The sequence below is a fragment of the Streptomyces sp. SID3212 genome (genome assembly GCF_009865405.1).
Lineage (GTDB): Bacteria > Actinomycetota > Actinomycetes > Streptomycetales > Streptomycetaceae > Streptomyces.
The window spans coordinates 1-735 of record NZ_WWJY01000852.1; the positions used below are offsets into that span (position 1 = coordinate 1).

Here is a 735-nt window from a genome sequence, read left to right on the forward strand (position 1 = left end):
CCCGCGCCTCACGACGGCGCCCCGCGCCCCCCGCCCCGGCGCCCCTGGGCGCCCCCTCACCTCTCCGCCAGCACCTCCAGCACCCTCGCCGCCACCTCGCGTCCGATCGGGAGCGCCGCCGTCGCCGCCGGGGACGGGGCGTTCAGTACGTGGACCGTGCGCGCCCCCCGGCGGATCAGGAAGTCGTCCGCCAGGGTGCCGTCCCGGAGCACCGCCTGGGCCCGGACCCCGGCCGGCGCCGGGCGCAGGTCCGCGTCCGTCACCGCGGGGAGCAGCCGCCGTACCGCCGTGGCGAACGCCCGCTTCGACAGCGAGCGGTGCAGCTCGCCCGCGCCGTACCGCCAGTGCTTCCGGGCCGTACGCCACGAGCCGGGCCAGCCGAGCGTGCCGGCCAGCTCCCCGGGGCGTACGTCCGACCACCGGTAGCCCTCCCGGGCCAGCGCGGGCACCGCGTTCGGCCCCACGTGCACCCCGCCGTCCACGGACCGCGTCAGATGCACGCCGAGGAACGGGAACGCCGGGTCGGGCACCGGATAGACCAGCCCCCGGACCAGGCCGGGCCGCGCCAGCTCGAAGTACTCGCCCCGGAACGGCACGATCCGCATCCCCGGATCGTCGCCCGTGAGCCGCGCCACCCGGTCGCACTGGAGCCCCGCGCAGTTCACCAGCGCCCGCGCCCGCACGACGGGCCCCGCGCCCCCCGCGCCCGTCCCGTCCCCCGCGCCCGTACGGACC

The 735-nt window shown here is 79.3% G+C and carries 1 protein-coding gene; it reads right to left on the reverse strand.

The genetic code is table 11. The features are described 5' to 3' along the window. Positions 1–56: 56 nt before the first annotated feature. On the reverse strand, positions 57–735 hold a 679-nt coding region (locus tag GT042_RS25795), incomplete at its 5' end, for an FAD-dependent oxidoreductase (RefSeq protein ID WP_161311125.1).